The 25,340-nt window shown below is 52.7% G+C and carries 20 protein-coding genes; all 20 read right to left on the reverse strand.

Features of this window, described 5'->3' with window-relative positions; translation table 11 throughout:
- Positions 1-18: 18 nt before the first annotated feature.
- Positions 19-1,176, reverse strand: a complete 1,158-nt coding sequence (gene dprA, locus KQI75_RS06880) for a DNA-processing protein DprA (protein WP_216470007.1) — start codon at positions 1,174-1,176, stop codon at positions 19-21.
- Positions 1,177-1,182: 6 nt separating this feature from the next.
- The gene (locus KQI75_RS06885) at positions 1,183-1,965 is read right to left on the reverse strand and encodes a TrmH family RNA methyltransferase (protein ID WP_216470008.1); all 783 of its coding nucleotides are present in this window, start codon (positions 1,963-1,965) and stop codon (positions 1,183-1,185) included.
- Positions 1,962-2,612 (reverse strand): potassium channel family protein, encoded by a 651-nt coding sequence (locus KQI75_RS06890; RefSeq protein WP_216470009.1) that lies wholly within the window; start codon positions 2,610-2,612, stop codon positions 1,962-1,964. The genes KQI75_RS06885 and KQI75_RS06890 overlap by 4 nt, the downstream gene beginning before the upstream one ends.
- Before the next feature lie 9 nt (positions 2,613-2,621).
- Positions 2,622-3,989, reverse strand: coding sequence for a TrkH family potassium uptake protein (locus KQI75_RS06895; RefSeq protein ID WP_216470010.1), 1,368 nt, complete (start codon positions 3,987-3,989; stop codon positions 2,622-2,624).
- 73 nt (positions 3,990-4,062) lie between these two features.
- Entirely contained in the window at positions 4,063-5,577 is a 1,515-nt protein-coding gene (lysS, locus tag KQI75_RS06900) for a lysine--tRNA ligase (protein WP_216470011.1), read from the reverse strand.
- An 80-nt stretch (positions 5,578-5,657) separates the two neighbouring features.
- The gene (greA, locus tag KQI75_RS06905) at positions 5,658-6,134 is read right to left on the reverse strand and encodes a transcription elongation factor GreA (protein WP_216470012.1); all 477 of its coding nucleotides are present in this window, start codon (positions 6,132-6,134) and stop codon (positions 5,658-5,660) included.
- 118 nt (positions 6,135-6,252) lie between these two features.
- A complete protein-coding gene (locus KQI75_RS06910; RefSeq protein WP_246566514.1) occupies positions 6,253-7,440 on the reverse strand; it encodes a S41 family peptidase in 1,188 nt (395 codons plus the stop codon).
- A gap of 242 nt (positions 7,441-7,682) precedes the next feature.
- On the reverse strand, positions 7,683-8,774 hold the full coding sequence (locus KQI75_RS06915) for a PucR family transcriptional regulator (RefSeq protein WP_216470249.1): 1,092 nt from the start codon (positions 8,772-8,774) through the stop codon (positions 7,683-7,685).
- Between the two features lie 235 nt (positions 8,775-9,009).
- Entirely contained in the window at positions 9,010-9,750 is a 741-nt protein-coding gene (locus tag KQI75_RS06920; RefSeq protein WP_216470014.1) for a pseudouridine synthase, read from the reverse strand.
- Between the two features lie 144 nt (positions 9,751-9,894).
- The gene (locus KQI75_RS06925; RefSeq protein ID WP_216470015.1) at positions 9,895-10,467 is read right to left on the reverse strand and encodes a DUF4830 domain-containing protein; all 573 of its coding nucleotides are present in this window, start codon (positions 10,465-10,467) and stop codon (positions 9,895-9,897) included.
- Between the two features lie 122 nt (positions 10,468-10,589).
- A complete protein-coding gene (locus tag KQI75_RS06930; protein WP_216470016.1) occupies positions 10,590-12,647 on the reverse strand; it encodes an elongation factor G in 2,058 nt (685 codons plus the stop codon).
- Between the two features lie 299 nt (positions 12,648-12,946).
- Positions 12,947-17,212: a hypothetical protein gene (locus KQI75_RS06935; RefSeq protein ID WP_216470017.1), complete on the reverse strand. Its 4,266-nt coding sequence runs from the start codon at positions 17,210-17,212 to the stop codon at positions 12,947-12,949.
- Entirely contained in the window at positions 17,205-18,008 is an 804-nt protein-coding gene (rlmB, locus tag KQI75_RS06940) for a 23S rRNA (guanosine(2251)-2'-O)-methyltransferase RlmB (protein ID WP_216470018.1), read from the reverse strand. Before rlmB ends, KQI75_RS06935 begins: the two co-directional genes overlap by 8 nt.
- Positions 18,009-18,140: 132 nt before the next feature.
- Positions 18,141-18,743, reverse strand: coding sequence for a hypothetical protein (locus KQI75_RS06945; RefSeq protein WP_216470019.1), 603 nt, complete (start codon positions 18,741-18,743; stop codon positions 18,141-18,143).
- Between the two features lie 29 nt (positions 18,744-18,772).
- Positions 18,773-19,852, reverse strand: a complete 1,080-nt coding sequence (locus KQI75_RS06950) for a hypothetical protein (protein WP_216470020.1) — start codon at positions 19,850-19,852, stop codon at positions 18,773-18,775.
- 5 nt (positions 19,853-19,857) lie between these two features.
- Positions 19,858-20,442 carry a hypothetical protein gene (locus tag KQI75_RS06955; protein WP_216470021.1) on the reverse strand — a complete coding sequence of 195 codons (585 nt, stop codon included), beginning with the start codon at positions 20,440-20,442 and terminating at the stop codon, positions 19,858-19,860.
- Between the two features lie 83 nt (positions 20,443-20,525).
- A complete protein-coding gene (locus tag KQI75_RS06960) occupies positions 20,526-21,887 on the reverse strand; it encodes an N-acetylmuramoyl-L-alanine amidase (RefSeq protein WP_216470022.1) in 1,362 nt (453 codons plus the stop codon).
- Between the two features lie 71 nt (positions 21,888-21,958).
- The gene (locus KQI75_RS06965; RefSeq protein ID WP_216470023.1) at positions 21,959-23,164 is read right to left on the reverse strand and encodes an aspartate kinase; all 1,206 of its coding nucleotides are present in this window, start codon (positions 23,162-23,164) and stop codon (positions 21,959-21,961) included.
- A 37-nt stretch (positions 23,165-23,201) separates the two neighbouring features.
- The gene (gene thrB, locus KQI75_RS06970) at positions 23,202-24,122 is read right to left on the reverse strand and encodes a homoserine kinase (protein WP_216470024.1); all 921 of its coding nucleotides are present in this window, start codon (positions 24,120-24,122) and stop codon (positions 23,202-23,204) included.
- A gap of 1 nt (position 24,123) precedes the next feature.
- Entirely contained in the window at positions 24,124-25,335 is a 1,212-nt protein-coding gene (locus KQI75_RS06975; protein WP_216470025.1) for a homoserine dehydrogenase, read from the reverse strand.
- Between the last annotated feature and the right edge of the window lie 5 nt (positions 25,336-25,340).

Genomic DNA, 25,340 nt, shown 5'->3' on the forward strand with positions numbered 1-25,340 from the left:
ATCAATGGTGATTGTTTTCTATAGTTCTACATCGGCTGCCGCCTGATACCCGCTCTCGGTCGCGGCGATATATTGCCCGACTTCCAGCATGGTCAGCGCTGTCAGCACGCTGGCGGCGGGCAGGCCGGTTTTCTCTACGATTGCATCGACGGTTTCCTGTCCGTCATGCACGGCGCACCAAACTGTGCGCTCCTCCTCGGAGCCTTCCAGCCGCCGCAGGAGCTTTTTTCTCTCTTTCTCTCTCGGCATCTCCTGTATGGATGCCTGTTTTACCGGCTGCAGCTTGCGCTGTATGCGGCTGTCCGTCAGTTGATACTGCGCCAAAATATCCGCCGGTTCCTGTACCAATTCCGCAGCGCCCTGCCGAATGCGTGCATTGCATCCCGCACTGGACGGCCGATTGATATCTCCCGGCACGGCGAACACATCGCGCCCCTGTTCCAGCGCCAAATCCGCTGAAATCAGCGCACCGGATTTTTTAGGTGCCTCTACAATCAGTGTGCCCTTTCCCAAGCCGGTTATAATGCGGTTGCGCACGGGAAAATGCGTTCCCTTCGGCTCTGTGCCAGGCGGATATTCGCTGATGACCGCACCGTGCTGCATAATATCATCCATCAGCTGTTTGTGCTGCCACGGATAGCATACATCGACACCACAGCCGAGCACAGCAACGGTCTCTCCGCCCGCTTCAATCGCCGCACGATTGGCGGTTCCATCAATGCCAATCGCCATACCCGACACGATAATGACGCCGCGCTGGGCAAGGTTGCCCGCGAAATGCCACGCCGCCTGCTTGCCGTATCGGGTACACTTCCGCGTGCCGACAATGGAGACAGACACTCTGTCTGTGAAATCCGGCAAGGTGCCGCGCACATACAGCACGAGCGGCGGATCCGGAATCTCGCGCAGCAGCTGCGGATATCTTTCATCTTCCAATGTCACGATTTGAATGTCCTGCTTCCGGCACGTCTCCTCGATGTGCTGCGCGACCGTCAAATCTTTTTCCATCAGCGAATCCATTTTTACCTTGTTGAGCCGCGGAATGTCCTCAAACTCCTGCTGCTCCGCACGCCAAATCGCTTCCGGAGAGCCGAATCGCTCGAGCAGATGTCCGCAAAATCGCGCGCTGCATCGCGGTCGCGTTGCCAGCCACAGCCAATAGATCCCATTCGTCATCAGCCATCAGACCTTTCTGCTCATCTCATACATGATAATTGATGCAGCAACCGATGCATTGAGCGACTCTGCACGGCCGTCCATCGGAATGATGATCTGCTGGGTGCACAGAGCAGCCGCTTTTTTTGTAATGCCGCGTCCCTCATTTCCAATCATGACAGCGGCGCGGGTCAAATCAACATGCGTCAACGGCACACTGCTCTCGCTGAGTGCTGCTGCATACAGCGGCATATTCTGCTCACGCAAAAATGCCACGGTTTGTTCCAACGGCGCCGCCGCAATTGGCATGCGGAACGCCGCGCCCATCGTCGCGCGAACGACTTTCGGAGAGGTCGGGTCGACGCACCCCTCGCACAAAATGATGCCGTCCAAGGCAAATGCATCCGCCGTGCGGATAATGGTTCCCAGATTTCCCGGGTCCTGCAAGCCCTCCAGCACCATCAGACGCTTGGCGTCCTGCAAAACGCGCAGCTCTGCCACCGGTCTTTCGCAGGAAAACACCACACCCTGCGGCGTTTTGACGTTGGACACCTTACCCAGCAGGCTGGACGGGCAGATATACAGCTTTGCGCCCTGTCCTTCCGCCTGCCGCAGCAGCTCTGTGTCCAATTCTGCATCCTCTGCAAGGAGAATATCATGGATGTCCATGCCGCTGGACAGCGCTTCTCCCAGCATTTTTTCGCCTTCGCAGACCATTTCCTGCATCTCTTTGCGGAACTTTCGGTCATTGGACAAGCGAACAAGCCGCTTGACCAAAGAATTTTCACGGCTTTCTATTCGTATACTCATGGCAGTTTCTCCAATTTCCGAATATTTTGATTTTTTCCCACAACAATCAAAACATCTCTATGTTTCAGCAAAAATTCCGCTTGCGGAGAAACATAGATTTCCTTTTCCCCGCGGCGAACCGCCAGTACATTGATTCCAAACTGTTTTCTCACTCCAATTTCCGCCAGCGTCTTATCCTGCCATACATTCGGCAGCGGCAGCTCCACGATAGCATAATCTGGCGACAGTTCGATGAAATCCAGCGCGCGGCGGGACGAAATCGTCTGTGCCAGCCGCACGCCCATATCCTGCTCCGGAAAAACGATGCGATCCACGCCGATCAGCTCCAGCATCCGTGAGTGCTGCTTTGACTTCGATTTCGCAATGATATACTTCGCTCCCATATCTTTGAGCATCAGAGCAATCATCACGCTGTCCTCAATATCCGTCATACAGATAATCACACCGTCAAAATTGCGCACTCCAATAGACTGCAGCACGGATTCGTCTTTGGCATCGGCGATAATCGTATGAGTGACTATCTCTGACACGCGCTGTGCGCAGCCTTCTTCTCGGTCAATAGCCAGCACCTCATGTCCCAGCGCATACAATTCTTCCGCCACAGCGGTTCCAAATCTGCCCAAACCAATGACAACAAATGATTTCATGTGAACTCCTTATCCTACGATGACTTTGCTTTCCGGATACCGGATTTTCGGCTCAAAGATGCGCCGCATAAACACAGCGGCTCCCAATGTCAGAATGCCGATGCGTCCCAAATACATCTCCAAAATCAACCAGCATTTGGATACTACACCCAACGTCGGTGTTAAATTTTCCGACAGTCCTGTCGTGCTGAAAGCGGAAGTCGTCTCATACAAGGCGCGCTCCACAGAGACATTATCCGCCGTGTACAAGATAAAGCTTCCCATCAAAATCAAGCCCAGGGCCGCCATCACCAACGCGACGGCCTGCAGAACCAATCGTTCTTCAATCCGTCTGTGAAAGACGGTGATATCCCGTCTGCTGCGCAGCACGCTCCACGCCGCCAATATCAGCACCGCAACAGAAGTCGTCTTGATGCCGCCCGCCGTGGAACCCGAGGAGCCGCCGATAAACATCAGCAAAATACAGATGACAGCGGTACCGCTGCGCAGCGCCCCCTGATCAATGGTATTAAATCCGGCAGTTCGGCAGGTTGTTGCCTGAAACAGCGATGCCAGCACACGATTTCCGACCGGCATATTCCCCAATGTCTGCGGATTGCTGTATTCCAGTACAAATATTGCCAAGGCACCGCCAATCAAGAGCAATGCCGTCATAATCAGAACCAAACGCGTGTGCACGGACAGGCGATTCCATTTGCGGTTGGCGCGCAAATCGCGCCAGACGAGAAAACCCAATCCGCCCATGACAATCAATGCAATAATCACGAGATTGACGAGCGGGTCTTGCGCATAGTCGCTCAAATTAGAGAATGCCTCTCTCTGTCCCATCAAATCAAAACCTGCATTGCAAAACGCAGAGACCGCGTGAAAGAACGCCTTCCACAAGCCTTCTGCAATACCAAACTGCGGAATAAACCGAATGGAAAGCAAAGCGGTTCCCGCCAATTCTATTGCGGCCGTAAACAGCATCACTTCCCGCATCAAGCGGACAATTCCCGATATATCGTCCAGACTGAGCGACGCAGACATTTCCAATCGTTCCCGCACGGTAATCGTCCGTCCCATAAAGAAGGACACCAATGCCGTCACCGACATAACGCCCAAGCCGCCGATTTGAATCAAACCTAAAACAACAATCTGTCCGAATACCGTCCAGTGCTGCCACGTATCTACCACAACAAGCCCTGTCACACAGGTTGCGCTTGTCGCAGTAAACAAGCAGTCAACAAACGCTGTCACGCTGTGATCCCGCGCCGCAATTGGGAGATGCAGCAGGCAGGCACCGAATAGGATGACAAATAGAAAACCAAGTAAAATGGTGCGTCCGGGGCGTGCAGCCCGTCGATGACCCCGTTGCATCGGAAAAATATTTTGCATGATACGCCTCTTTATGTAATATGGCAAAAGCCTGAGCAGCAGACTGGCAGCTCCTCAGGCTTTCCGTATTCCATTAGTCCAGCGGCTTCATGGTCGGGAACAGCAGGACATCGCGAATGGATGCGCTGTCGGTCAGGAACATAACCAAACGGTCAATGCCCATGCCCATGCCGCCCGTTGGCGGCATACCATATTCCAGAGCGCGCAGGAAGTCTTCGTCCATCATGTTCGCTTCGTCATCACCTGCATTGCGCAGCTCTACCTGACGCTCGAAGCGGCCTCTCTGGTCAACCGGATCATTCAGCTCAGAGAATGCATTGCACAGCTCGCGGCCGTATACAAAGCACTCGAAGCGCTCGGTCAGGCGCGGGTCAGATGCCTTGCGCTTTGCCAGCGGAGAAATTTCTACCGGATAATCCGTGATAAAGGTCGGCTGAATCAGATTTTCTTCTACGGTTGCATCGTAAACCATAGCGAGCAAATCGCCCCAGCTCTCCTTGTTCTTGTCGATTTCATAGCCGGCCTTCTTGCAAGCCTCCAGAGCCTGCTCGCCGTCCATTGCCATGAAGTCCATGCCGGAGTACTGCTTGACAGCCTCTGCCATGGTCATGCGCTTCCAGCCCTTGGAGAAGTCCAGCTCGGTGCCCTGATACATCACCTTGGTCGTGCCCAGAACCTTCTCGCAGCAGTGGATGACCATGTTCTCGGTCAAATCCATCATGCCGTTATAGTCGGTATATGCCTGATAAATCTCAATGGTGGTGAACTCCGGATTGTGTCTGGTGTCCATGCCTTCGTTGCGGAAGATACGACCGATCTCATAGACACGCTCCATGCCGCCGACAATCAGTCGCTTCAAATGCAGCTCGGTCGCAATGCGCATGTACATGTCGATGTCCAGCGCGTTGTGATGCGTGATAAACGGACGCGCAGCAGCACCGCCCGGAATCGTGTTCAGACACGGTGTCTCTACTTCCATAAAGCCCTGGCTGTCACAGAAGTTGCGGATTTCGCGAACGATCTTCGAGCGGTTCTCAAAGGTGCGGCGCACTTCCGGATTGACAATCAAATCCACGTAACGGCGGCGATAGCGAATGTCGGTGTCCTTCAGACCGTGCCACTTTTCCGGCAGCGGGCGCAGGGACTTCGACAACAGCTGGAGCTTGTCCACGCGAACGGAAATTTCGCCCTTCTGGGTGCGGAATACTTCGCCCTCGATGCCGATGATATCGCCAATGTCATACTTCTTAAACTGCTTGTACTCCTCGGTGCCCAGCAGATCGCGCTTGACGCACAGCTGGATGCGGCCATACCGGTCGGTGATGTCCGAGAAGGTCAGCTTGCCCATGATGCGCTTGCTCATCATGCGGCCTGCCAGACGGACGATTTTGCCTTCCATCTCCTCGAAGTTCTCGGTGATGTCCGTGGTATAGTTGGTGCGGTCAAACCGAACTTCCGTAAACGGGTCCTTGCCCTCCTCCTGCATTGCCTGCAGTTTTGCGGTGCGGATCTCATACTCTTCGGATTCCGAGCGAACCGGCTTTGCGTTCTTCGGCTTGCTCTGTTCAGCAGCTGCGTTCTGATCCATGTTTTTCCTCCTAATTATAATGCAAAAGGACTGTCCGCCATCCGTTCCGGCGTGGCAGACAGCCTGTTGTTGGTTCTTGTTTACTTCTGGATGTCGGTGATGCGGAACTTTACCACGCTGTCGTTCGGTGCTTCTACCTCGACAACCTCGCCAACCTTGTGACCCAGAACAGCCTTGCCTACCGGAGATTCGTCAGAAATCAGACCAGCCATCGGGTCTGCTTCCTGCGAGCCGACAATACGGTACTGCTCTTCGTCACCAAACTCCAGATCCTCAATCTTGAAGGTGCATCCCGGAGATACCTCATCTGCTGCGTACTCATCTGCTGCGATGATGACAGCCTTGGAGATCATGGTCTCCAGCTCCAGAATGCGGGAGTTTACCTTGCCCTGCTCATCCTTCGCTGCATGGTACTCTGCGTTCTCGGAAAGGTCGCCGAAAGAAAGGGCTTCCTTAATCTGCGCGGTGATTTCGCGCATGCGGACGGTGCTGAGGTACTCCTGCTCTTCCTTCAGCTTATCCAGACTTTCCTGTGTCATTCTATACTCTTGTTTCATGGAATGTTTCCCCTCGATCTATTACAGATTTTTCATCAGATATCGTTTATGCAAACGTGCCTTGTTATTCATTATATAAATCCCATCGTATGATGTCAAGCACGTGTTGTACCGATTTTCACTTTTTCAGCACAGAAATTGCCGCTTGCAGCTGGTCATCTTCGCTGTCCCGCAGCACATAGAAGTGCTCTTTTTTCTCGTCGCTCAGGTCTGCTTGCTTGTCCGGCGTCACGCCTTTTCCAATCAAGCTGACGCCCTTCGGCGTGTAGTAACAGTGCGTCGAAATATTCAGGCAGCCGCCGTTGGACAGCTCAAAGCCCTGCTGGGAGTATCCCTTGCCGACGGTCTTTTCTCCGACAATCGTTGCCTTGCCGTATTCCTGCAGCGCAGCCGCGAAAAACTCCGCCGCGCTGTACGAATCCGCATTGACGAGCACCGCCATCGGCAAATCCACCGCGTTTGCATCCGATGTATATTCTTCGGTCTTTCCCGCTTTGTCTTTGAGCGAAATAATTTTTCCCTCCGGCAGCAGCGTGTCCAGACAATTGACCAGTGCCGTCAGCTGTCCGCCCGGATTGTTGCGCAGGTCAAACAGCAAGCTGGCTGCGCCCTGCTTCTGCATTTCTTTGACAGCGGCATCAAACTGCTCATCGGTATTGTCTGCAAACTTCTCAATCCGAATGTATCCAATCTGATTGTCCAGCATACGCGATGTCACATGAATTTGCTCATATTCCGCGCGCGTTACAGACAGCGTGACATCCTGATTCGTTGCATATTGGTGAATGCCCAGCTGCACAACGCCGCCCGCCTTGCCGCGGACTGCGGCAACCGCCTTGTCATAGCTGCCAAAATCGTCTATGCGCTTGCCGTTGATGGCTGTAATTTTATCGTAGCAGCCAATGCCCGCCTTTTGTGCCGGAGAATCGGTCGCCACCGTGTTTACATATAAATAATGTGTGCCATCGTCATTTTCCAGATAGCTGACGGTCACGCCGATGCCCACGGTGGAATCTGCCGAAGATTCCCGATAGCTCTGATAATATTCCGGCGTCATATAACTTGTCCAGCGGTCACCGAGCCCCTGTGCATATCCTGTCAGTGCGCCGTTGATGAGGTCATCCGTGTCGTAATCCTCGCCGACAAAGTATTTCTGGCTGATGCTGTCCGCCTGCCGCAGAACATCATAGATTTCTCCAGCCTGTCCGCTCGGATGCACGGCGTGATACACAACCACGCCGGTGACCAGTCCGCCCGCAATCGTTGCCGCCGCGCCGGCAGCCACTGCCCGACGCAGCGATACCATGCGTTTCAAATCGCTCTCGCTTCCTTTCGTATGAAATCATCTCTATAAAAAGAATACCGCAGGACAAAGCCTGCGGCAACTATTTTTTGCTGTGTTCACAAAAATATCAAATTTTGTGCGCCCTCAAAACAGAACGGAAACCGAGCTGAGCAGCATCAATACGACCAAAATCAGCGCGACAACCGCCATAATACGTTTTGCAGTCGTTGGTTTAATCAAAAAATTTCACCTCGATTACAAGATTACAGGCGTCCAGCCTCACGAGAAGCCAAGTACTTGCGTACCATCAGCGCAACCTTAAATACAATCGCATGGTCGAATTCACGCAGATCCAAGCCCGTCAGCTTTTTAATTTTCTCCAGACGGTAAACCAGCGTGTTTCTGTGTACAAACAGCTTACGAGAGGTCTCAGACACGTTCAGGTTGTTTTCAAAGAACTTCTGGATGGTGAACAGGGTCTCCTGATCCAATGCGTCAATCGAGCCCTTCTTAAAAATTTCGTTCAGGAACATCTCGCACAGGGTCGTCGGCAACTGATAAATCAGACGCGCCAAGCCCAGCGTGTCATAATTGACAATGTTCTGCTCGTTGTCGAATACGACGCCGACTTCCAGCGCAGTCTGTGCTTCCTTGAAGGATTTTGCAACGTCCTTGAGCTGGCTGCAAACGGTACCGATACCGATCAGGCACTTAATCTGCAGTTCATTCTCCAAGGTCTCCTCGATGCCCTTGGCAATCTTCATGAGTTCCTTGTCGTCGATGGTCGGTTTTACTTCCTTGACAAGAACGATATCATTTTCATTGATGTGCAGGACAAAGTCGTGCTGCTTATCCGGGAACAGCCCCTGAATGACGTCCAGTGCAGCGACGTCCGCATGTTCTTCCTGACGAACCAGGAATACGGCGCGGGTGGTGTCTCCCTCAAAGTGCAGCTCGCGGGACTTAATATAAATATCTCCCGGCAGGATATTATCGAGAATGATGTTCTTGATAAATGTAGCCTTGTCGTGCTTTTCGTCGTACAGCGTCTTGATGTTGCTGACGGCAATCGCTGCCATCGAGCAGATGCTGCGGGCATTTTCGTCTTCGCCGTGTACAAACACTGCGTACTCAAAACGAGTCGAACGGTCTGCAACCGGACGATAAGTATATCCGCCAAAGCGAATCATGTCACCGACATAGGACAGCTCAGCTGCTGCGTCCTCGCGCATCTCACCGATCCGTTTGAGGTCGGTACAGGCCACGACTGCGCCGCTGGCATTGATAATGCCGATTGTGCGGTCAACCGCATCTTTCATCTGTAAAATTATAGACTGAAACATTCTTGATGCCATCATACTTCACCCTTCTTCAACGAAATTGTTTTCTGTACCCGCATATTCTGCTGAAATCCTGCACTTGTCAGCAGCTGTTTTTATCCGCGGGAGCAAAACCATCACCAATCATATTGACAGCAAAACGCTGTCCTATCGTTCACTTTTTTTATTATATCACAAATCGACAGAAATTTGTACAAAAATTTTGACTTTATTTTGTCGACTTTTCCCTATGTAACGTGATTGCTTTTTCTCAGCCGTCTTTTCCCGCCTGGCAGGCGAGCAACTGTGCAATTTCCTCCTGCGTCAGTTCTCTCCACTGTCCCGGCTGCAGTGCCGCATCCAGTTTGAGCGGGCCTTCCGACAAGCGTTTCAGCGTCTTGACCGGCGCACCGCGGGATGCCAGCATGCGCCGCACCTGATGATACTTGCCCTCATGAACCGTTACCAAAACCTCGGCGTACCCTTCGCGCGCTTCGCAGATTTCCAGCTTTGCCGGCCGGCAGCGCGTGCCGTCGCGCAGTGTGATACCCTGCGCAAATGCCTGTACATCGGTATCGCCCAATGCGCCCTCCGTCTGCGCCCGATAGACTTTATCTACCGCGTGCTTGGGCGAGGTCAGCGCATGTCCCAGTGCACCGTCATCCGTCAGCAGCAGCAGTCCGGATGTGTCCTTGTCCAGCCGTCCAATCGGAAACACGCCGCGCTTTTTATAGCCGGCAGGCAGAAGATCCAGCACGGTTTGTTGTTCTCTGTCCTCGGTTGCAGACAGCACGCCAAGCGGCTTATGCATCATCAGATATACATGCGTCTGATAGCTGACCGTCTGTCCGCAAAAGCAAATCCGCGCGGTTTCCGGATCTACTTTTTGGGAGGCGTCCCGACACACCGCACCGTCAATGACAATCGCACCGCGTTTTGCCGCTGCCGCCGCTTCCCTGCGGGAACACAGTCCCATCGCCGTGAGCAGTTTGTCTATTCGCTGTGCCGCCACTTCATCGCCTCCTGCCAATAATCAAGAGCATTATATCACCTTTGGTACATTTGCACAAGAGTGTTTTCAAAAAAATATAAAAGCAGGCGGGATTTCTCGCCTGCTTCTTTGGGCAATGTGTTGATTTTGCGAAAAAAGCTGTTGTCAGGATGCACCAGAATCCGCTTGGCTGCTTGTGGATTCTGACGTATCCTTTGTGTCATTTGACTTCTGTCCGGTGCGATCCATCAGCCCGCGCGTAAAGCCGCCGTCCGTCTTCATGGAGCAAATATCCCCCGCAACGATTTTTCCTCGATAGATCAGCAATTCCGCCAAAACATCCGATTCTTCTGAATTTGTGACGGAGTAAACGACCTGCTTGACGCGTTTGCCTTTGAGCTTCTCCAAGTCAAATCCCTGCCGCGCCTGTAAGTCCGCATAGCTCTGATAGGTCTCGTCGAAATCCGACGGAATAATCACTTCCCGCACCGTGCAGGACGCGGCATCCACTTCCCATCCGCACGCTTTTAGGTATGCTGTGCGCTCCTCGTCTGTCAGTGCCAGCGTTGAAACCGTCTGCTGCGCAGCGTCGTTTGCCTCGCTGTCCGCACGATTTCCCATCGCCGCCACATCTCCTGCCAAGTGTGCCGCCGCGCCCGCCGTCAGCAGCAGCGCCGCCGTCACCGCAATGCCAAAGAAAAGCTTCCGCTTACTGAATTTCGCCGTTATGATAAACATAGTTTTCCCGCTCCTTGCCGTCTGTTCCAGCTGTTTCTGGTACAGCGTATGCACGCCACGGAACATTTATGATGCAAACAAGCCCCTCCGGAAAATCCGGAGGGGCTTGGATACAGCATGTTTTACTGTGCCTGTGCAGCTTCGATAACCTTCTCCTGCACTGCCGGAGGCGCGTCCTCATAGCGCTCAAACGCGGATTCAAAGGAACCTCTGCCCTGCGTCATCGAACGCAGCGTGATCGCGTAGTCGCTGATTTCTGCCATCGGCACTTCGGCAAGAATTTCCTGTCCGTCATCGGTCGGGTTCATGCCCATGATGCGGCCGCGGCGCTTGTTGATGTCACCGATGACATCGCCCATGTACGAATCCGGAATGTAAACCTTCATCGAGCAAATCGGCTCCATAATAACCGGCTTTGCCTGTGGGATGCCCGCCTTATACGCCAGCTTGGCAGCCATCTTGAACGACAGCTCGTTGGAGTCTACATCATGATAGGAGCCGTCAAGCAGAATTGCCTTCAAGCCAACCATCGGATAGCCGGCCAGCACACCGTGCTCCATGGCCTCCCGAACGCCCTTGTCAACCGCCGGATGGAAGTTCTTCGGAACTGATCCGCCAAAAATACGTTCTTCAAATACATAATCGCCGTCTGCATACGGCTCAAAGGTCATCTTGACGTGTCCATACTGACCGTGACCGCCCGACTGCTTCTTATGCTTGCCTTCCACCGTAACCGATGCGCGAATCTTCTCGCGATACGGAACAATCGGCTTGCTCAGCACCGGCTCTGCGCCAAAGCGGGACTGCAGCTTGGAGCAAATGACATCCAGATGAATGTCACCCATGCCGCTCAGCAGGCTCTGATGCGTCTCCGGATTGATGGTAAAGCCAAAGGTCGGATCTTCATCCGCGAGCTTGGTGAGACCCGCTGCGATTTTTTCTTCGCCGCCCTTGGTTTTCGGCGCGATTGCCTGTGTATAGCACGGCTTTGCAAACTGTACCGGTGTCAGATTGACTGCGCGCACACTCATCGACAGCGTATCACCGGTCTTTGTGGTCGCGAGCTTGGATACGGCACCGATATCGCCGCAGGTAATTTCCTTGACTTCGGTTGCCTTCTTGCCGCAAATCGAGTACAGATGACCAATCTTTTCCGTGGCATCCATGCGATGATTGAGCAGCGTCATATCCTGCTTGACGGAACCGGCAACAACCTTGAAGTAGCTGAATCTGCCGTACTGATCCGCAGTGGTCTTGAACACAAATGCACACGGCGTGCCGTTCGGGTTGCACGGAATCTCAACGAGATCGTCGCCTTCCTCGCAAACTTCTACTTCGCCCTGATCTGGAGACGGCATGTAATCGCAGATGCCCTTGAGCGTTGCAACGGTGCCGATGCCGGTCGCTGCAGTGCCGCAGAATACCGGAATAACCGCGCGCTCAAGCACGCCCTGACGCAGACCGGCAATCAGTTCTTCATCCGAGAACTCCTCGCCTGCGAAATAACGCTCCATCAGGTCCTCCGACAGCTCTGCCACGCTCTCGCACAGAGCGGCGCGCTGCTGGTCAACCTTTGCCATCATGGCTTCCGGAATCGCAACCTCCTTGCGTTCGTTGCCCTCCATATGGTACGCCTTGCGGATGACACAGTCGACAACGCCGACGGTCTCGCGGTTGCCCTCGAAAATCGGGATAACGATCGGAACAACGTGTGCGCCGAACGCCTTCTGCAGCTTATGCAGCGATGTATCATAATCGGAATTTTCTTCGTCAATTTTAGAAATATAAAACGCACACGGCTTGCCCTGATCTGCCAGACGCTTCCACGCCTTTTCCGTGCCAACGCTCGGTCCGGACTTGCCCGGAACGACAATCAAACCGGATTCGCACACGCGCAGTGCGCTCTGTACTTCGCCTTCAAAATCAAAGAAGCCCGGCGTGTCCAGCATGTTGATCTTGCAATCGCCGTATTCTACCGGCGCCACTGCGGTGGAAATCGAGAACTTTCTGCGGATCTCCTCCGGGTCATAGTCACAAACGGTATTTCCGTCCGCGATCTTTCCCATGCGGTCTGTCGCCTTGGTCATATACAGCATGCTTTCGATCAGGGAAGTCTTGCCTTCTCCGCCGTGTCCCATTACACAAACGTTGCGGATTTTATCTACAGAATATACGTTCAACGATTCCATCTCCTTAACTTTTCTTATCCAGAACGGGATGCCCGTCCTCATGTTCGTAATTATACCCTACTTTCACCATTATCGCAAGCAAAACATTGTGAATTTTCTCCAAATGTTTCGCAAGTCTTTTACGAACATCACCAGAACCCGTCAATTTTTTCGCACTTAAACCGTGCTTTATGCACAAAATCACGCATTTTTCGCATAAAAGCACCGCTGGCACAGATTTGAAAATTTTCTGTAAAAAAAGAAACGGAGACTTCCCGCCCGAAAACCAGGCGTTCTGTCTCCGTTTTTTCTCATTCCCGTCCTACTCCATTATCTAGGAAGAAAATCGGGATAAAGCACAAAACCATATAAATTAACAGACGAATCGGATGCGCATCGGATGGAACAAACGCATAGCACAGATACATCATCAGCAGCATGCACACAATGGATGCGCAAATACCAATGAGCACACCGGCGCGCTGCGCCTTTCGCTGTGCGCGTGCGGCGCAAATGCAGTCCGCAATTCCCATCAGGCCATCCCGCATGAGCAGTGCGCACAGCCGTGCATCCTGCACACGTGCCGGATTTTGCAGCGCACGGCTGCATTCCAGCTCTGGCACGACAACCGTTCCCTTCGGCAGACCATATAGCTGTTCTACCAGCTGCGGTGTAATCTGCTGATTGTGCGAGTTCAGCCAAATCGTCGTTTTTTGTTCCGTCAATTTCTGCATCGCATGGAACAGTACCGCCGGCACCGTATAATCAACGGTCAGAACGGCAGCCAGACTGCCATCCAGCGACAGCGCAAGTGCATTGTCTGTCATTCCGCCGACCGAGACGCCGCGCGATGTCATAAACCGTTCATTGCCCAGCAAGACCTGCAAGCCGCCAATCTGACCGCCCACACCGCCGTCATACCGCAGCACGCGGTGTGCAGCGAGCGGCGCACCATATCGCGTGCGCACTTCTTCCGCCAGCATATTGCCCAGAGACGAACCCTGCGTCAGCGCCGCCGCATAGGCAAGCGCCGTTGCATCGTTCAAATTGCTGTGCAGCTCCAAGCTGACCAACACCACAGAGCCATTGGGAAACAAATCTTCATCGGTCAGCACAACCGTCTGTGTCGTCGCCAGTTTATCCGAGCCTTCATCGCTGTCGGAAGCCGCACCGCAGTGCGCCAGACGGCGCGCCGCACTTTGCCGCGCCATGACCGACGCGCTGAGCAGTGCAACCTGACAGGAGCCGGTCACCGTCGCCGCAAGCACATAAATCAAGCGTCCGGCATCACCCGTTGACGCGCACACAATCACAGATAAAATCACGGCAACCGCAAGGGCAGACAGGGTAAACAGCCGCTCCATGCGTTTGCGTTCTTCCTGTTCTGTCGTCTGTGCGGCAAAGGTGTTGATATCCGCCAGAGGCGCCTTTACCAAATGCGGTGTTTTTTCTCTGCGGCAGAATATGCCGATTGGCTCACGCGCCGCCCCCGCAACTTTATATGTATAGTGTTTGATGGTCTCCTCGCTGACCTGTGCGCGCAGCTGTGCAAACAAAATCAGCATCGCAATGCAGGCAAACGGAATTTCTTCTCCTTCTGAAGCCAAGCGAATGCAGCAGTGCAGAATATTGAGCAGCAGCGCGGCATCTGCCAGCGTGGCAAAATTCGGACTGCCCTGCAGCACAGCTCGTATGCCGTCCCACACGACGTCATATGCCAGCGCAAGCGCGCACGCCAGCAGCAGCAAAAAAACGCCGAGCACGCGGCCGGAATGCGAGGCATAATCCATAGCACTTGGCAGCGGCAGGATGGTAAAATCCGCCGCACAGGAAATATAAATGCAAATCAACGTCAGCACGCCGAGAATCGTCGAGCGCAGCGCCTTATTTCGCGCACGCAGACGGCAGACACGGCTCTCCTGTGTCCAATCCCGCCGTATGATTTTCTTTTTTGCGGAAGATTTTGGTTTTTGTTTTCGGTCAGCAGCCGTGTTCTCCGCGGCACTGCGCGCCGGCTGTTCGGTTTTGGTCTCCGATGCCTGAATCTCTATGACGGATTCATGGGTGGATGGTTTCTGGTCGGCCGCCTCCGTTTCCGGTTTGCCGGTCGACCCCTCAGGAAAAACCGAATCTTCCTCTGTCTGTTCCTGCTCATGCATCTCGTCCAATGCTTCAGAGGCATGGATAGGCTCCATTGTCGGCTCAGGCTGCGGCTCGGATTCCGGCTGCGGCGGGTATGGCTCTCCGCGCTGCTCCGCCTGATAGCGGCGAATGCGTTCCGTAATCCATTCCTTGCAGCGCAGCACCTCGCGCGTCATAACCGGACCTTCCTTGCGCAGTACCTCCAGAGAAGGTGCTGTTTTGCAGATATCCTCCAGCGGTTTTCCCAGCCATTCCGGTTCCGGAAGTGGTTCATCCGACTCTTTCTCCGGCTCTTGTTCCGGTTCTTCCTGCTCTTGGGATCTTTCAAACAGCGGCTTTTGCTTCAGCGCCTCTTCGACGTCAAACAGCTCCGTCTGCCGCGGCTGCGGATGTTCCAAAACCTGCTTGCGAACCGGTACATCTACATAGACCGTTGTTTCTTCATCCGGAAACTCTTCCGGCATAGCGGATTTCTTGCGCAGCACATCCTGTTTTTCGTCAGAGCTCTCCTCCATGCTGTCCTCCAGCAATTGTTCGAAGCTGGCGCACTGTTCCGATTCTCCTGCATCGACATCCGACATAAATGCCGCAAATTCATCTTCACTGATAACCGGTGTATCTTCCGGACGCGGCTGCGGCGGCTGCTTTTCCGGTTCCTGCTGTGCCGATTCCGGCGGTGTCTCCTGCGCCGGTTCAGACGGCTGCGGCTGTTCCGGTGCTTCCTCGCCTTCCTCTACGAGTTCAAAGCCCAGTGCATCCATAACTCTATCGAAAATACCGGCTTTTGGTTTTTCCGGTTCTCGTTCTGATTCCTGCGGTTGTTCCGGCACATCCGGCTGTTCGGATTCTTCCGGTTCGTCATCCAGCAGCTGCGCAAATACTTCCTTCGGTGTTTCCTGCTCCAGCTGTTCCTGTTCCGTTTCCAGTTCTTCTTCCGGCTGCTCCGGTTCCAGCATCTGTGTCTCGGGTTCTTCTTCCGGCTGCTCCGGTTCCAGCATCTGTGTCTCGGGTTCTTCTTCCGGCTGCTCCGGTTCCAGCATCTGTGTCTCGGGTTCTTCTTCCGGCTGCTCCGGTTCCAGCATCTGTGTCTCGGGTTCTTCTTCCGGCTGCTCCGGTTCCAGCATCTGTGTCTCGGGTTCTTCTTCCGGCTGCTCCGGTTCCAGCATCTGTGTCTCGGGTTCTTCTTCCGGCTGCTCCGGTTCCAGCATCTGTGTCTCGGGTTCTTCCTCCGACAGACTTTCCGGTGCCGCTTCGTCCAATCCCTGCAGCTGGGTCAAATCAATCGGTGTCTCAACCTCCTCCAGCTCCTCTTGTGTCGAAAACAGCCGAGAGAACAAGCCCTTGCGCGTTTGCGGCTGTGCCGTTTTCTCGGATGGTTCGGGATTGTCCGGCTGCTCCGGCACTTCCTCGCGTCCTTCTTCGTCCAGCGCGTCCGTATCTGCTGCGTCCTCTACAACGTCCGGCGGCGCAAACAGCCGAGAAAGCAATCCCTGTTTTTCAGGCTGTTCCTCTTCCTGCTCTTGCGCAGCCTGTTCCGGCTGTTCAGACAATGCTTCTACAATTTGCGAAATCGCTTCATCGTTTGATGTATTGAGTTTCTGTTCCGGCACAGTCTCCTGTGTTTCCGATTCTTCCTCGTCATCCTCTTCACTCTGCTGCACGCGAAGGGTTGCTTGTTCTATCAAATCCTCATAGTCATGCCGGTTCATACGACGCGTCGGCATGTCCGATTCCAGAATTTGCGTTTCCGGTTCTTCATCAATTTGCACTTCCGATTCCAGAATCTGCGTTTCCGGTTCTTCATCGGCCTGTACTTCCGGTTCCAGAATCTGCGTTTCCGGTTCTTCATCGGCCTGTACTTCCGGTTCCAGAATCTGCGTTTCCGGTTCTTCATCGGCCTGTACTTCCGGTTCCAGAACCTGCGTTTCCGGTTCTTCATCGGCCTGTACTTCCGGTTCCAGAACCTGCGTTTCCGGTTCTTCATCGGCCTGTACTTCCGGTTCAGACGGAAACAGCCGTTCCATCAAGCTCGGTTCTTCCTCCGGTTCCAGCAGCGGTTCCGTCAAACGCGGATCTGTCGGTGTCTCCTCGCGTTCCAGCTCACCGAGCTGCGCGAACAGAGAACCAAACACGTCATCCTCGTCCGGCTGCTCTGCCTCTTTGTCTTCCTCCGGCTTAAGCCACTGCTGCATTTCCTGCTGTTCTTCGATCATCGCCTGCGTCTGCTCGGATGCCTGCTGCAAAGAATCCAACGTATCTTGCTCCTGCTGCTCCGGCATCTGCACGCCCAAGCTCTGCAGCAGCTGTTCCATGCTGGCACGGCTGCCGCTCTCGGAAGATCCCGCTTCCTCCATAATCTGATCCACATCATAGAGGCTGCTGCCGGAAACATCATGCAGTTCCTTTTTTAATTTTTCGAGATCCAGATCATCCATGCTGTTCCTCCCCGATTCTCTGCCGCACCGCCTCATACAGCAGGACAGCTGCAGCAGCCGATGCATTCAGAGAATTTACTCTTCCCTTCATCGGAATGCTGACAATGCCGTCACATTTCTCGCGGACAAGGCGGCTGAGACCGCTGCCCTCCGAGCCAATAACAATGGCCGTCGCGCCGACAAAATTGGTCTGGTACAGGCTGGTATCCCCGCCCGCATCCGCGCCGAATACCCAGACGCCTTTTTCCTTCAGCGTGTCAATCGCCGCGGAAAGATTGGTGACGCGTGCCACACCGATGTGCTCAATCGCACCGGCAGACGCCTTGGCAGCCGTCGCCGTCAAGCCGACCGAGCGGCGCTTCGGAATGATAACGCCGTGCGCACCGGCGGTTTCTGCCGAACGAATGACAGCGCCCAGATTGTGCGGATCGGTCAGACCATCGCAAATCATGATGAGCGGCTGTTCTCCGCGGTCTGCGGCAGTCTGCAAAATATCCTCCAGCGAGACATATTCATGTGCCGCTGCCTGCGCAATGACGCCCTGATGCACGCCGGTCTCACTCATGGCATCCAGCTTGCGGCGGTCTACCTGCGTCACAACAGCACCGGCAGCCTTCGCCATAGCGACAATATCCGCCATGCGGCCGTTCTGATCCGGTGCGACAAACAATTTATCCACAGTTCTGCCTGCGCGAAGCAGCTCCATGACCTCGTTTCTGCCCTCATACAGCGTGGTTTCGGTTTCTTCCTCATGCTGCGGGCGTTTATGAAATGTCTTTTTTGTTTTCTGACTCATATGTATAACTCCATTTATCCGTACTAGATACGTCCAGTATAACACAAAACTTTGAGACCTGACAGCAAAACCGCAAACTTTATGTCCTGTTCACGGATTTTTCACAAGCTGCTTGCCGCTCCCGCCGGGGAATCAGTCGCAGCGATAGACTCTGTGAATCTTTTTCGGGTGAACGGTATCGGCTTCCAGCCATTCGCAGAAATCTTCTACCACTTTGTATGCATTTCCCGTTTTGCAAGTCATAACTGTTTGCTCTACGGTCAACAATTCTATCACCCACTGCGTATAGTTCGTATATTTTCCTGAATGTTCTTCTTGATGGGTTTCTCTTACGTCCTCAATATATCTCTTATTTACAGCAAATACGCCATCTTCAGACAAGGCAACAAACCAATCCCCATGCGCGATAATTTCTACACCACGCCTAAGAATCCCCTGCATGCAGATACCCTGCATATCCTTATTAAAATCAACATGTAAATAATTTTCTTGTCTTTCAATCCACCGAATGACTGTTTGATTTTTCCTTCTCAATGCACAATACATCACTCCAACACACAGAAAAACCAGCAAAACTCGGCCGAACACGCCTAGTATGTCCTCTTGTGTCATGGAAGAAATATCTATGTCTTTCACAGCGAACCACATGAATCCAATCAATAAAACAACAATAAGTCCCAACATTGCTGTACTCTGCCGCCTCACGATATTTTTCTTCGTAACTGGTGTTTTCATCTTTCTCTCCTTCTTTCGGCAAATCAACTCTAATTATAAAATCGGTGAATCTCTCCCTGATGAATCGCATCGGGGAAGTGTTCCTCTCGCTCCGGTGGGAGAATACCGTTGAGGTGCATGTTGTGATATATTTCTTTCAAGTTATCCTCAAGTCCCGGCGCTTGTATCTGTTTTTGATATGCTTCAATTTCATCCAACTGCGCAAAGATCCGTTCTCGACTTTCTTTTAACCCGTCACAGATTTTCCGCCCAATTTCTTCATTTGCAAACCAACGATCTGTCATGTCATCTAAATAGCAACAGGTCTCTTCTAACATTTCCGTTAGACAGTCCACCTGATGTTCCGCGTCCGCTTGATGCAACGCTTTCTTTACTCGTTCATAGTTCTCACAAAACGGCGCATCACACGGAAATAATGTATCTGCCGTGATAAAACAGCTTTCTCTTTCTTCGTTTAATTCACATCTCTGTCGATCAATCATATAAAATATATCCCGTAACTGCTGCAAGTTATGTTCCAACAGTTCTATACAATCCGGTTTACATTTCGGATAATATTCCCGCCAATGTTCTTCCGCGGAATGCACTTTTGATTCTAATTTTTTTAACAGCCGAATCTGTTCTTGCCTATCCGACTGCTTTGCTTTTTCGTCCCACTCTCGCTGGATTTGTTGCAATTTTTCCCAAGAGCGATTCCACGCCACACGCGCATCAACAATTTCTGCCAATTCTCCGTTTCTGTCCTTGCTATTATCAACACCCCAACTCGCCAATGCCGCAACGGCAAGCATTCCCATAGCAATATTTGAGTAAATATCTGTTACCCTAAGAAAATTTCCTTTACATTCCAGCGGAAAAACCAGCATGGCAACAATCCCCAAATAAAACTGCCATCGCAAAATAAAAAATGCTATTGGCTTTTCTTTGACATATTTTGCATATCCTATATACAGCAATCGTTTGAACAGAGATTTTTCTTTTCTCACTTCTTCTACTTTCTCAGCACCAACTTCATATCTGAAAATGATATGCATAGCAACCCAAGTAGCAAGCAGCGCCGCTATCCAAAACATAAGCGGCTCACTCCATTCTCTCAATGATCTAGCCAATGTGCTCACCTTTTTCTGCCCTCTCTAATCTCCGTCATGGGATGACCCAACCATTCACACAAATCCATAATTACCTGTTCTGCATCGCTCAAGCGAAAGCGGAGCGGTGTATCATCTATGGTATCGAATACAATCGTTATTTGCCAGTGCAGTCCTCTCCCGAGGTATTTTTCCTGTTTATACACATCTCTGACAGCAGCAATATAGCGTCTATTGATTACCAGTCTTTCGACCTCCGAAAGCAGAACATACCAATCTCCGCAGGCGACCACTTCTACTGTTCCCACTTTGCCGCCGCACATAGTGATTCCTTTCATGTCTGCATCAAAGTCCACGTTTAAGCATTCTTCCTGTCTTTGAATCAGCTTGATCACCTTTTTCTTTTGCACCCATATGTATACCCAGACGAACAAAATACCAGCCAATGTCGCCGCACTGCCCAGATAGATTTCTATTCTTTTCTCATAAGATACATTGCGAACATGAAGCAGATCCCACCCAAAACCAAAAATAAAAATTACCAATATAAAGTATTTTGAAACGTATGCTATCCGCCTCACGATATTTTTCTTCGTAACCGGTGTATTCATCTCTCTCCCTCCTTGTCGTGCTTTCAGTATAACACAAAAGCAGGCCTTCTCCCAAGAGAAAAAGCCTGCCTTGCGCGTATCTGTCACTTGACGTTTTCCACCATGCGTTCGAGCATCACAGCGGTCTCTGCGCGCGTCGCGCCGGAGCGCGGAAGCAGCATCAGCGTGCCGTCGTTCATCTTCGAACCGGAAAGAATTTTATTGTTCACAGCCCACTTCACAGCATCCTTCGCCCAATCGGATACATCGTTCGCATCGGCAAACGCGTCCAAGCTGCACTGTGTCTGCTGACCGTTTTTGAAGCGATAGAGCAGCGCTGCGAACTGCTCGCGCGTAACCAAATCATTGGGAGAAAAGGTTGTCTCCGATGTGCCCGCGGTAACACCGTTCTCTGCCGCCCAGCTTACCGCCTTGCAGTACCAGTCTCCCTGCTTGACATCGGAAAAACGATTGCTGTCCGCTGTCTCCGGCTTGCCGGAATAGTTGTACAGCGTCTGTACTGCCATGGCACGGGTCAGCGTGTCCTGCGGAGAAAACGTGCTGTCAGACGTGCCGGTCATCAAGCTGTGCTGATATGCAAACACAACCGGTGCATAATACCAGTCGGTCGTATATATATCTTCAAACGGTGCATCGCCCTTGGAAGCGGCGGAATTGTTCGACTTGAGATGCAAATGATATGCTGCGACAATTGCCTTTGCATCTGCCTGTCCCATCTTTTGAATCATATCGTCCGAGGACAGATACTTCGTATAGTCATTATAATTAGAAATAAACGCGTGCTCAATAATCATACTCGGAATATTCGCCATCGTAGAATTTCGAAGAATGCTGTAATAATCCGCCTTTGAGCCGTCCGGATAGGTATTTTCGCTGCTGTTTCGCTGCAAATATCCACGGTTTCTCAGTCCCAAGCTCTCCAAATTGCTCAGCACACGGCTTGCTGTTTTCTTGGATTCCTCGAGCAGCTCCGGCCGGTAATTGCCATTTGGCACAATGACCAGCTCGCCCTGCGCGCTGCTGTTGTCAGAGGAATTGATGTGCATGCTGACCATCAATTCCGCATTGACGGACTGTGCATATCTGACACGGTCAGACAATTCCAAAAACGTGTCGTCATCGCGCGTCATGTACACTTTGACACCGGCGTATTTACTCAGTTCTTCACGGCATGCCAACGCGATTTTCAGGTTGATATCCTTTTCCATCGCGGTCGTACCATTCCATTCCTCGGTCGCGCCGCTGTCTTTGCCGCCGTGTCCCGGATCCAGTGTGACAATCAATGTGCCATTCGAACCGGACTGCTTGCTGCGTACACCATAGCTCGGCTGCAAGGTTACATCTTCCTCTCCTTCCATCTGCGGATGTTCTGCTGCCCACGCCGATGCGCTGAGCGGCAGCATCATGCAGGCGGCAAGCAGGAAACTCGTCAATCGCTTTTTCATCATATGTTTTCCTTTCTCTATGTTTTGGAAAAAGCAGACTTCACTGCGCCGGGAAGTCTGCTTTTTTTCTATTAGTTAAAAAACTTATCGTGTACGGCACGAACCGCACGGGTTGCATCCGATTCATCAATCAAAACGGAAATCTTGATTTCCGACGTGGAAATCATGCGAATATTGACCTGTGCACTTGCCAGTGCGTCAAACAGCTTGGCTGCGACACCCGGTGTTGACGTCATGCCTGCGCCGACAACCGACACCTTTGCGAGATCCGACTTTCCGGAGAAGCTCGTAAAGTGCAGGCGATCCTTGTTTTCTTCCAAAATCTGCATCGCCGCGTCCAGCTGTCCGCGCTTGATGGTAAAGCTGATGTCGCGCACATCATCATGTCCGATGGACTGCAGGATAATGTCGACATTGATGCCGTTGTTTGCCAAAAGAGAGAACAGACGAAACGCATGACCCGGCTTGTCCGGAATGCCCATGACAGCAATTCGTGCTGTATCTTTGTCGCAGGCTACACCGCTGATAATCATCTTTTCCACAGAAACAACCTCCTTAACCTTGGTTCCCGGATTTCTGGTCAGGCTGGACAGCACTTCCAAATCAATGTTGTACTTTTTTGCCATCTCAACCGAACGGTTGTGCAAAACCTGTGCGCCCAACGACGCCAGTTCCAGCATTTCATCAAACGTGATTTCCTCCAGCTTGCGCGCATTGGGTACCACACGCGGATCTGCGGTATATACACCGTCTACATCGGTATAAATCTGACACAAATCTGCGCCCAGCGCCGCCGCAATGGCAACCGCTGTCGTATCCGAGCCGCCGCGCCCCAGCGTTGTGATGCTCTGATGGCTGTTCACACCCTGAAATCCTGCGACAACAACAATCCGATGCCGATCCAGCAGACTGCGGATGCGCTCCGGCTTCACACGATGAATGCGGGCTGCGCCGTATTCCAAACTCGTCTCAATGCCGGCCTGCCAGCCGGTCAGACTCGTGGCATGATAGCCCAGCTTTTCAATCGCCATCGCGAGCAGCGCCATCGAGATCTGTTCGCCTGCGCTGAGCAGCACGTCCATCTCTCTTGCCGGCGGCTTGTCTGTGATTTCTGCTGCCTTTTCGATAAAATCGTCCGTGGTGTCGCCCTGTGCGGATACCACCACAACAACCTGATTTCCGGCGGCCGCCGTTCTGGTTACAATATCCGCGACGTTAAAGATGCGTTCTGTGTTCGCAACGGAAGTTCCGCCGAACTTTTGCACAATTAAAGCCATGTGCCTGTCTCCTACTCCTCTCTCGTATGTGCTGGGATTACAGATCCAGCTTGTCCAGCGCGCCTTCCTCCGTCGGTGTCACAAGGGCACCCACTTCGTCACACGACAGCAGAACCGGTTTCCAATTCGGAAAACGTTCTGCAAAATACATGCAGGCACGGCTGTAATAGGTCTTGTCTTCCTTATCTACCATAGCAATGATGGTCGGGCCCGCGCCGGACAGGAATGCACCGAGGGCGCCCAGTCCCTTTGCGCTCTTGACAACTTCCTCGCCATCCGGAATCAAGCCGAAACGATACGGCTGATGCAGGCAGTCTCCCGCCGCTACCATCAGATTGTGCAGATCACCTGTTACCAGCGAACCGGTCAGCAGTGCTGCGCGCGACAGATTGAATACCGCATCCTTGTGCGGAATGGTTCTCGGAATCGCCTGCCGCGCTTTTTCCGTAGACAGCTCAAAGTTCGGGATAAATGCCACAAAATCCAGCTTGTCTGCAATCGGCACGCGCACACTCCACACCTTGCCGTATTCCAGCAGCGAGGTGCAGAAGCCGCCGAGAATGGCCGGCGTCGAATTGTCCGGATGGCCTTCAATGGCAGCTGCCAGATCTATGATGTTTTCCTGATGCAGCGGGTTGCCCAGCAGGGCATTGGCGCCGATGAGACCGGCAACCGTGCACGCCGAGGAGGAACCCAGTCCGCGCGTCTGCGGAATGTCACAGTCCTCGATAAGTTTGAGACCCGGCATCGGCTTGCCGCAAATATCATACACGCGCTTTGCGCACTGATAAATCAGATTGCTCTCATCGCTTGGCACATGTTCGCCATGCGTCGCGAAAATCTCAATGGAGTCGTTCTCCTCCATATAAAATGTATTGTATAAATTCAGCGCAATGCCAATCGAGTCAAAGCCCGGACCCATATTTGCGCTTGTTGCAGGTACTCTTACAGTAATCATATCACAGCAGCCTCATGCAGCCCAGAACATTGCCGAGCTGTGCTTTCTTTTCATTCATTTCAGCAGTCGTCAGAACATCAGTCAGGACAGCAGCTTCTTCTGCCTGTACCGGTTCCAGCACCTTGCTGTTCGGGAACGCCTGTGCCAGCTTGTCTGCGGCATCTGCTCCCTGTACGCGAATATACCAGTTGGAAGCGAACGTGTCAAGCGAACGAACCAGATTTTTGCTGCCGTCACCCCAGCCAATGCTGCGGCGCTTGTTTTTGTGTACTGCGCAGTCGATGACGTCGGCAGCAACAGCGGAAGCGGTTGCGAGCTTGCCGGCGCCCTGACCGTAAAACATCGCATCACCGAGCATATCGCCGGTCACGAGAATGCCGTTAAACACGCCGGTCACGCAGGCAAGCGGGCTGCTCTTCTTGACAAAATGCGGAGCCACAAACGCATAGAACGTGCCGTCCTCCTGCAAAACGGTTCTGCCCAGCAGCTTGACAACACTGTCAGCCTGCTCTGCATATGCTACATCCTGCAGCGTAATCGCCGTAATGCCTTCGGTCTCAACCTTTTCCGGCGCCACGTTGTCTCCGTATGCGATGTCCGCCAAAATACAAACCTTGCGGCAGGCATCAATGCCCTCTACGTCAGCTGCCGGATTTGCCTCTGCATAGCCGAGCTCCTGTGCTTCCTTGAGCGCGGTCGCAAAGTCCAAGCCGCCGTCAATCATGCGGTTCAGGATATAGTTGGTCGTGCCGTTGAGAATGCCGGTAATCTGCGTCAGATGGTTTGCGGTCAGGCAGCGCTGCATCGGGCGGATAATCGGAATGCCGCCGCCGACGGATGCCTCAAACAGATAATTGACGTTTTTCCGTGCCGCAATCTCCAGCAGCTCTGCGCCGTGTGTTGCCACCAATTCCTTATTGGACGTGACGACATTTTTTCCCGCTTCCAAGCTGCGCTTAGTAAAGGTATAGGCTGCGCCCTTGCCGCCCATGGTCTCGATGACGATGCTGACCTCCGGATCATTTTCAATGACGGCAAAATCCTTGACAAATCGCTCCTGATGCGGTTCGTTCGGAAAATCGCGCAGATCCAGAATATATTTTACTTCGATTGCCTCTCCTGCATTGCGGGCAACGGTGTCCGCATTGCGCTCAAGAACTTCAAGGGTGCCGGAACCGACGGTTCCAAAACCCAAAATTGCAGCTTTCAACATGGTTT

The organism is Butyricicoccus intestinisimiae (genome assembly GCF_018918345.1).
In the GTDB taxonomy this organism is placed as follows: domain Bacteria; phylum Bacillota; class Clostridia; order Oscillospirales; family Butyricicoccaceae; genus Butyricicoccus_A; species Butyricicoccus_A intestinisimiae.

Coding starts and splice junctions, on each gene's coding strand:
- thrB (WP_216470024.1), bottom strand. CDS start 24,122: ATGATTACTGTAAGAGTACCTGCAACAAGCGCAAATATGGGTCCGGGC.
- KQI75_RS06960 (WP_216470022.1), bottom strand. CDS start 21,887: ATGAAAAAGCGATTGACGAGTTTCCTGCTTGCCGCCTGCATGATGCTG.
- KQI75_RS06885 (WP_216470008.1), bottom strand. CDS start 1,965: ATGAGTATACGAATAGAAAGCCGTGAAAATTCTTTGGTCAAGCGGCTT.
- KQI75_RS06925 (WP_216470015.1), bottom strand. CDS start 10,467: ATGTTTATCATAACGGCGAAATTCAGTAAGCGGAAGCTTTTCTTTGGC.
- KQI75_RS06955 (WP_216470021.1), bottom strand. CDS start 20,442: ATGAATACACCGGTTACGAAGAAAAATATCGTGAGGCGGATAGCATAC.
- dprA (WP_216470007.1), bottom strand. CDS start 1,176: ATGACGAATGGGATCTATTGGCTGTGGCTGGCAACGCGACCGCGATGC.
- KQI75_RS06915 (WP_216470249.1), bottom strand. CDS start 8,774: ATGGCATCAAGAATGTTTCAGTCTATAATTTTACAGATGAAAGATGCG.
- rlmB (WP_216470018.1), bottom strand. CDS start 18,008: ATGAGTCAGAAAACAAAAAAGACATTTCATAAACGCCCGCAGCATGAG.
- KQI75_RS06935 (WP_216470017.1), bottom strand. CDS start 17,212: ATGGATGATCTGGATCTCGAAAAATTAAAAAAGGAACTGCATGATGTT.
- KQI75_RS06945 (WP_216470019.1), bottom strand. CDS start 18,743: ATGAAAACACCAGTTACGAAGAAAAATATCGTGAGGCGGCAGAGTACA.
- greA (WP_216470012.1), bottom strand. CDS start 6,134: ATGAAACAAGAGTATAGAATGACACAGGAAAGTCTGGATAAGCTGAAG.
- KQI75_RS06895 (WP_216470010.1), bottom strand. CDS start 3,989: ATGCAAAATATTTTTCCGATGCAACGGGGTCATCGACGGGCTGCACGC.
- KQI75_RS06975 (WP_216470025.1), bottom strand. CDS start 25,335: ATGTTGAAAGCTGCAATTTTGGGTTTTGGAACCGTCGGTTCCGGCACC.
- KQI75_RS06965 (WP_216470023.1), bottom strand. CDS start 23,164: ATGGCTTTAATTGTGCAAAAGTTCGGCGGAACTTCCGTTGCGAACACA.
- KQI75_RS06910 (WP_246566514.1), bottom strand. CDS start 7,440: ATGGTATCGCTGCGTCGGGCAGTGGCTGCCGGCGCGGCGGCAACGATT.
- KQI75_RS06890 (WP_216470009.1), bottom strand. CDS start 2,612: ATGAAATCATTTGTTGTCATTGGTTTGGGCAGATTTGGAACCGCTGTG.
- lysS (WP_216470011.1), bottom strand. CDS start 5,577: ATGGATCAGAACGCAGCTGCTGAACAGAGCAAGCCGAAGAACGCAAAG.